Origin of the sequence: Limnospira sp. (assembly GCF_051859755.1) — a bacterium.
Taxonomy (GTDB): Bacteria; Cyanobacteriota; Cyanobacteriia; order Cyanobacteriales; family Microcoleaceae; genus Limnospira; species Limnospira fusiformis.
Genome location: NZ_JBIMLI010000172.1, coordinates 1,292 through 8,500, shown reverse-complemented (window position 1 = coordinate 8,500; position 7,209 = coordinate 1,292). Strand labels below are relative to the sequence as shown.

The 7,209-nt window shown below is 51.9% G+C and carries 5 protein-coding genes; 3 read left to right on the top strand and 2 right to left on the bottom strand.

Features of this window, described 5'->3' with window-relative positions; genetic code table 11:
- A partial coding sequence (locus ACTIE0_RS21215) for a hypothetical protein (RefSeq protein WP_439516976.1) occupies positions 1-377 on the top strand: 377 nt, incomplete at its 5' end.
- A gap of 221 nt (positions 378-598) precedes the next feature.
- Here the strand turns inward: ACTIE0_RS21215 and ACTIE0_RS21210 are convergent.
- Positions 599-790 (bottom strand): hypothetical protein, encoded by a 192-nt coding sequence (locus ACTIE0_RS21210; RefSeq protein ID WP_050786925.1) that lies wholly within the window; start codon positions 788-790, stop codon positions 599-601.
- 116 nt (positions 791-906) lie between these two features.
- Between ACTIE0_RS21210 and ACTIE0_RS21205 the strand changes: the two genes are divergently transcribed.
- Positions 907-5,562: a CHAT domain-containing protein gene (locus tag ACTIE0_RS21205; protein ID WP_439516975.1), complete on the top strand. Its 4,656-nt coding sequence runs from the start codon at positions 907-909 to the stop codon at positions 5,560-5,562.
- On the top strand, positions 5,543-6,892 hold the full coding sequence (locus ACTIE0_RS21200) for a hypothetical protein (protein ID WP_006670509.1): 1,350 nt from the start codon (positions 5,543-5,545) through the stop codon (positions 6,890-6,892). Before ACTIE0_RS21205 ends, ACTIE0_RS21200 begins: the two co-directional genes overlap by 20 nt.
- A gap of 135 nt (positions 6,893-7,027) precedes the next feature.
- Here ACTIE0_RS21200 and ACTIE0_RS21195 read toward each other — a convergent pair whose 3' ends face one another.
- Positions 7,028-7,180 carry a hypothetical protein gene (locus ACTIE0_RS21195; RefSeq protein ID WP_192808283.1) on the bottom strand — a complete coding sequence of 51 codons (153 nt, stop codon included), beginning with the start codon at positions 7,178-7,180 and terminating at the stop codon, positions 7,028-7,030.
- Positions 7,181-7,209 lie beyond the last annotated feature (29 nt).

Below are 7,209 nucleotides of genomic sequence, written 5' to 3'. Positions count from 1 at the left end.
TTCTAGTCGTAGGTTGGGTAAAGCGAAGCGACACCCAACAAATCCGGGTATACAAATTAGGCGATCGCTCCCCGTTTGTCAAGGTCGGTTTCTCCCTGGGGGGTAAAGAAACCCGGTTTCTCAAAGAAACCGGGTTTCTAGTCGTAGGTTGGGTAAAGCGAAGCGACACCCAACAAATCCGGGTATACAAATTAGGCGATCGCTCCCCGTTTGTCAAGGTCGGTTTCTCCCTGGGGGGTAAAGAAACCCGGTTTCTCAAAGAAACCGGGTTTCTAGTCGTAGGTTGGGTAAAGCGAAGCGACACCCAACAAATCCGGGTATACAAATTAGGCGATCGCTCCCCGTTTCTCAAGTTCGGTTTCTCCCTGGGGGGGTAAAGAAACCTAGTCGTAGGTTGGGTAAAGCCAAGCGACACCCAACAAATCCGGGTATACAAATTAGACGATCGCACCTTGAGCGATCGCTTCTTTCATTGATGCTAAATAAACCGGTTTTCTGTCTGGGTAATAGAGGCAGCCCGAGCCGGTGACGACATCAATTTTAGCGGCTTTGGGGGCGGGTTATAAATAGACTTTGCCAGAGGGGGGAAATGGCGATATTAATAATGCGATCGCCTGGTTTTCATGGCAGCCATTCCATAATTTCTGGGGGAATAGTTGCCCTTCCCTCTGGGGTGATTCCGGTCAGTGCCATCAGGGGGTAATTCCATGGGTGGGATGCCATCTATTTTAACGGGAATGTAGCCGAATTGTGCAGGTAAAATCCCTAAAATCGCAGCAGGTCGGGGCAAAAAAAACCCAGTTTCTGGCAGGATAGCGATTCCTTCACAAAGATTTAAGAAATCAACCGGGTGTCTCAGGGTTGGTCATGGGGTAAAATGGGGGTGACTTCTCCCGGTGCGCGGCTATGGATGAACAACGAGTGCAAGCCTATCTCTCCCTAATTCAAGAACTCCTCACCCGTCCCATTGAGGAAGTAAATGATATCCTCAACCGTCATCAGGAGTTGGTGGATGAGGGGTTTGTGCAGGTGTGTGAGTTGGTGGCGGCACAGTTGCAGCAAGCGGGACAAGACAACCAGGCGGCGTTTCTGCGGAATGTGGCGGAACAGGTGGGGGCGTTTTTGGCGCAGCGGGGGACTGGTGGAAATCAGCAAGCGGCGTTACAGCAATTTTGGCTACAACTGCTGCAAGCACAAATGCAGGACGGCACAACAGCAGTCCATCAGGTGATGCGGCAAAATATGGGGTTGATTGTTCCCGCCTTGGGGGATACGATTCCCCAGTCAATGCCGGGACTTCTCGCGCAGTACCCCGACCAAACCGAAGGGGTAGCAGCCTTAGTCGAAGATACCTGTACCAGTATTCGACAATTCCCCTATGGCAGATATGCAGAAGTACAAGAGATTGCCATCCGGGGCTATGGGGTGGTGCTGGAACTGCGGGCGGATAACCCCCCAAAACGGGCGCAAACCCTGAATAACCTCGGAGTTGCCCGCAGCACCCAAGCGGAGATGGGCATCGACCCCACCGCCAATCTGGAAAGGGCAATTACTGCCTACGATGAAGCGGCAGGGATTCGGCGCCGGTTGGGGTTAGACAAAGACCTCTCCCACACCCTGACTAACCTCGGAGTTGCCCGCAGCACCCAAGCTAATATGGGCATCGACCCCACCGCCAATCTGGAAAGGGCAATTACTGCCTACGATGAAGCCGCCGGGATTATGCGCCGGTTGGGGTTAGACAAAGACCTCTCCTCTACCCTGAATAACCTCGGAGTTGCCCGCAGCACCCAAGCTAATATGGGCATCGACCCCACCGCCAATCTGGAAAGGGCAATTACTGCCTACGATGAAGCCGCCGGGATTATGCGCCGGTTGGGGTTAGACAAAGACCTCTCCTCTACCCTGAATAACCTCGGAGTTGCCCGCAGCACCCAAGCTAATATGGGCATCGACCCCACCGCCAATCTGGAAAGGGCAATTACTGCCTACGATGAAGCCGCCGGGATTATGCGCCGGTTGGGGTTAGACAAAGACCTCTCCTCTACCCTGAATAACCTCGGAGTTGCCCGCAGCACCCAAGCTAATATGGGCATCGACCCCACCGCCAATCTGGAAAGGGCAATTACTGCCTACGATGAAGCCGCCGGGATTATGCGCCGGTTGGGGTTAGACAAAGACCTCTCCTCTACCCTGAATAACCTCGGAGTTGCCCGCAGCACCCAAGCTAATATGGGCATCGACCCCACCGCCAATCTGGAAAGGGCAATTACTGCCTACGATGAAGCCGCCGGGATTATGCGCCGGTTGGGGTTAGACAAAGACCTCTCCTCTACCCTGAATAACCTCGGAGTTGCCCGCAGCACCCAAGCTAATATGGGCATCGACCCCACCGCCAATCTGGAAAGGGCAATTACTGCCTACGATGAAGCCGCCGGGATTATGCGCCGGTTGGGGTTAGACAAAGACCTCTCCTCTACCCTGAATAACCTCGGAGTTGCCCGCAGCACCCAAGCTAATATGGGCATCGACCCCACCGCCAATCTGGAAAGGGCAATTACTGCCTACGATGAAGCCGCCGGGATTATGCGCCGGTTGGGGTTAGACAAAGACCTCTCCTCTACCCTGAATAACCTCGGAGTTGCCCGCAGCACCCAAGCTAATATGGGCATCGACCCCACCGCCAATCTGGAAAGGGCAATTACTGCCTACGATGAAGCCGCCGGGATTATGCGCCGGTTGGGGTTAGACAAAGACCTCTCCTCTACCCTGAATAACCTCGGAGTTGCCCGCAGCACCCAAGCTAATATGGGCATCGACCCCACCGCCAATCTGGAAAGGGCAATTACTGCCTACGATGAAGCCGCCGGGATTATGCGCCGGTTGGGGTTAGACAAAGACCTCTCCTCTACCCTGAATAACCTCGGAGTTGCCCGCAGCACCCAAGCTACTATGGGCATCGACCCCACCGCCAATCTGGAAAGGGCAATTACTGCCTACGATGAAGCCGCCGGGATTCGGCGCCGGTTGGGGTTAGACAAAGACCTCTCCCACACCCTGACTAACCTCGGACTTGCCCGCCGCACCCAAGCGGAGATGGGCATCAACCCCACGGCTAATCTGGAAAGGGCAATTACTGCCTACGATGAAGCCGCCGGGATTATGCGCCGGTTGGGGTTAGACAAAGACCTCTCCTCTACCCTGAATAACCTCGGAAATGCCCGCCGCACCCAAGCGGAGATGGGCATCAACCCCACGGCCAATCTGGAAAGGGCAATTACTGCCTACGATGAAGCCGCCGGGATTATGCGCCGGTTGGGGTTAGCCCGCGACTTAGCAACAACCCTGAATAACTTTGGTTTTGCCTACCAAGCTCAATCTCGCCTAGCTGGGAACAATCCCACCCAGACACAACAAGCCCTAGAAAATGCTTACCGTAGCTTCCAGGAAGCCCTAGACCAGGTGGAATATCTGCGGGGTGAAATTGGAGCCGATAGTGAGGGCTATAAACGCAACTTTAATGAAGAATGGAACAAAGTTTATCGTGGCATGGTGGAAGTATGCCTAGAGTTGGGCAGATATCAGGATGCCATTGAATATGTAGACCGCAGTAAAGCCCGGAACTTGGTGGAACTCATTGCCACCCGTGACGCTTATCCGGGGGGCGTGATTCCCGAAAACACCCGCCAACAGTTGCAATTACTCAGAATTGCCATTACCCAAGAAGAACGTCGCCTGCAAAAGGAGGACAACCCGGACACGACCTACATCAACCAACTGCGGCAACAAAAGCAGCAACTCGAACCCTACAAACCCCTGCATTTTCAGGGGATGCAAGGGTTACTGGATGAGGAAACCGCGATTTTGGAATGGTACATCCTGCCGGGTCAAAAATTCCTCACCTTCACCCTCACCGCCCAAAGTCTCAACCTCTGGACATCTTCCGAGGAAGACCTACAGCAACTAGACGACTGGGGAAATGCCTATCTAATCGCCTACTATCAGGCTAAAGAAGCCAAACAACAAGCGATCACAGCCTTAAAAGCAGCCCGAACAGAAGCCGAACGGCAACAAGCAGAACGTCTGCTCAAAGAAGCTGAAGATATCTGGCAAAATCCCCTAGCCCAACGCCTGGAAGAACTCGCCAAAATCCTGCATCTGGATGAAATCCTGCAAAACCTGCGACAAAACTTCCCCAACTGCCAAAAACTAATCCTTATCCCCCACCGCTTCCTGCACCTGTTCCCCCTCCATGCTTTACCTGTTCATCTTCCCTCATCCCCCAACCCTCTTCTCCTAGATGGGGAGAAGGGGGCTAATTTCCCCTCTTCTCTCCTCTCCCAAGTTGGGAGAGGGGCTGGGGGTGAGGGCAGTGAGGGCAAATTCCTCCAAGACCTCTTCCCCAAAGGTGTCACCTATGCCCCCAACTGCCAACTGCTGCAACAAGCCCAAAACCGCCCCCGCTTTAACTTTAAGCGCCTCTTTGCTATCCAAAACCCCACCGAAGACCTGGGTTGGGCTGATGTAGAAATCGAAACCATCGGCACCCTCTTCCCCGACCAGAACATACTGGTGGAGGATGAAGCTACTACCGCCAAACTCTTGGACAAACAACAGGGGGAACTCCTCAGCCAAATTCATCACCTGTTCTTCTTCGGTCACGGTAGCTTTAACCCTACCTCCCCCCTGGACTCCGGCTTACTCCTAGCGGATGGAGTCCTCACCTTAGAAAACATCATCGCCAAGCTGAACCTGAGCAATTGCAGCCTGGTCACGCTCTCCGCCTGCGAAACCGGACAGGTCGCCATTGACCGAACCGACGAATATATCAGCCTCTCCAGTGGCTTTATCCTGGCGGGTAGCCCTAGCGTCCTGGTTAGCCTCTGGTCGGTCAATCAGGTTTCTACCGCCCTGCTGCTGATTAGAACCTACGAATTGCTGCAACAACAACCGGGTAAACTCGCCCAAGCGTTGCAGGCGGCTCAAAAGTGGCTGCGAGAAACCACCGTCAGCGGCTTTCAACAATGGCGAGAAAAATGCCCCCTATTTTCTGACGAGTGGCGCGATGAATTACAACTCATTTTTGCACAGATGGGGGAAAATCAAGAGGAGGGGGTCAATCATCGCCCCTATCAATCCCCCTACCACTGGGCTGCATTTTGTATCGTTGGAGAAGGAGAACAAGCTATGGCTAGTGATGCCAAAAAAATCGCCGTTTTTACCGCCCTCCTGGAAGAAAATCCCGATAATTGGATTGCTAAACACGGGGAAAGTTTACTGGAATTACGGCAGCAACTGGGTGATGATGAGGAAAAAAATGCCGCCGCTATTGAAGGGTGGCTGCAACAGCATCAGAACTTATACGAACAATACACGGCTAAACTCGCCCCCCGTAAACGCAGTTTAAGCCTCAGCAATCAAGAAATGGGTTTTCCGGGAACTAAACCTCCTGGAAATGATAAATCTTTAGATGAAATGATTAAACAAGAGGTTAAAAACAACACCAACCTAGGCAATTCTGAACCTTCTCCAGACCAAAACCGTGAAAAACCTCAATCTTAGTCTCACGGCTTTCCACCTGTGCCAATTCTTAGATGATGCACCGGATACCCACAGCCCCGATGCGGGTTTTTTGTGGGATGATTTGCGAGGGTTGGCAGCAAAAATCCCGTTTCCTCAACTAACACAGTTCACGGAACCGACGGACGCAAACCCAGAACATAACATCGATTTTGCAGGGATTAAAATCGCGGATATCTCCCTAGGGGGAAGCCTCAGCACGTTTAAGATGAACGACACCTATTCGGCGGATTTAACCCTGTATTTCCCCGATGAAAAGGCTGATTTTTCCCCAGAAAATGTGGCGATATTTCAACCCCAAGCGTTAATCGATGTGAGGGCAAATCTGGGCAAGGTGCTATGGTTGAGTGGTGAAAGTGAGGATTTAAATCAACTGGAATTGAGCAGCGCGAAAGAGTGGGCAAAAAACTTGTGTCCACAGGCTGAATATATGACGGAAGATAGGCTGTTTAATTGCCCGTTGTTTATCTTCGCGGCTGAGTCGGTGACGATTTTAATTTCCCTGGCTAAACCGGGTGCGGTAGACTTAAAACGCGCCGAAGATAATTACTATAATCTGCGGAATTTATTCTGGAATTATCAGAAAATTGTGGTGGTGGCGGGACTGGCGAAAGAGGGTTATCAAGGCGCTAGACACCTCTACAGTGAGCTGGAAGGCAAGGTAAAGGAGTTTAACCAGGTTTTCCGGTTGGAGACACCGGAGGAACGCCTAGAAAGGCTGGATGCACTGTTACAAAGCATTCCCCAAAAGCTACTGGACTATAACTGTAAATTGCGCGACCTCAAAGCACATTATACCACAACTGAGGTGAATTTGCAAAACTTTCAGAGGTCTCTGTCCCATATCCTGGCTGAAAAATCAGACGATCGCCTTTCCTACTGGTCAGATTTTGCCACAACAAAGGCTCCCCTGCGTCTCCAGCAAATCAAAACCTATATCGACTATCTCGAACCCGGTCAAGTGCTATTTAGCGATTTGATTAACAGCATTCGCGCGACGACTGAACTGGAACAAGCGAAAAGCGATCGCCAACGTCAACAAGCGGAAGCAGCCTACTACAAACAACAACAAGACGCTAACCAGGACTTACAAGACCATATCCAAGCCGTGGGTGTGGGAATTGCGGCGGGTGCGATCGTCGCTTCAACTTCCGGGTTAATCACCCAACCTTGGCGGTTGCCTAGTCGCGATCGCTTTTGGCTTTGGCCGCATCCGTTTATTATAGCATTGTTGGGGAGCATATTTTGTTCATGGGGTGCGTGGTGGGTGGCAGAGAAATTGATTAAAAAGGGACGACCAAAGGATAAGTGAACGGGGTTTCTCCGTGGGGGGGTCAAGAAACCCGGTTTCTCAAAGAAACCGGGTTTCTAGTCGTAGGTTTGGTAAAGCCAAGCGACACCCAACAAATTCAGGTAAAATGTTGGGTTCCATTGCATTTCACCCAACCTACAAATTAGGCGATCGCTCCCCGTTTCTCAAGGTCGGTTTCTCCCTGGGGGGGTAAAGAAACCCGGTTTCTTTGAGAAACCGGGTTTCTAGTCGTAGGTTGGGTAAAGCCAAGCGACACCCAACAAATTCAGGTAAAATGTTGGGTTCCATTGCATTTCACCCAACCTACAAATTAGGCG

Excerpts from the sequence above, each read along its gene's own strand:
- ACTIE0_RS21205 (WP_439516975.1), top strand. The coding sequence starts at position 907 with ATGGATGAACAACGAGTGCAAGCCTATCTCTCCCTAATTCAAGAACTC.
- ACTIE0_RS21195 (WP_192808283.1), bottom strand. The coding sequence starts at position 7,180 with ATGGAACCCAACATTTTACCTGAATTTGTTGGGTGTCGCTTGGCTTTA.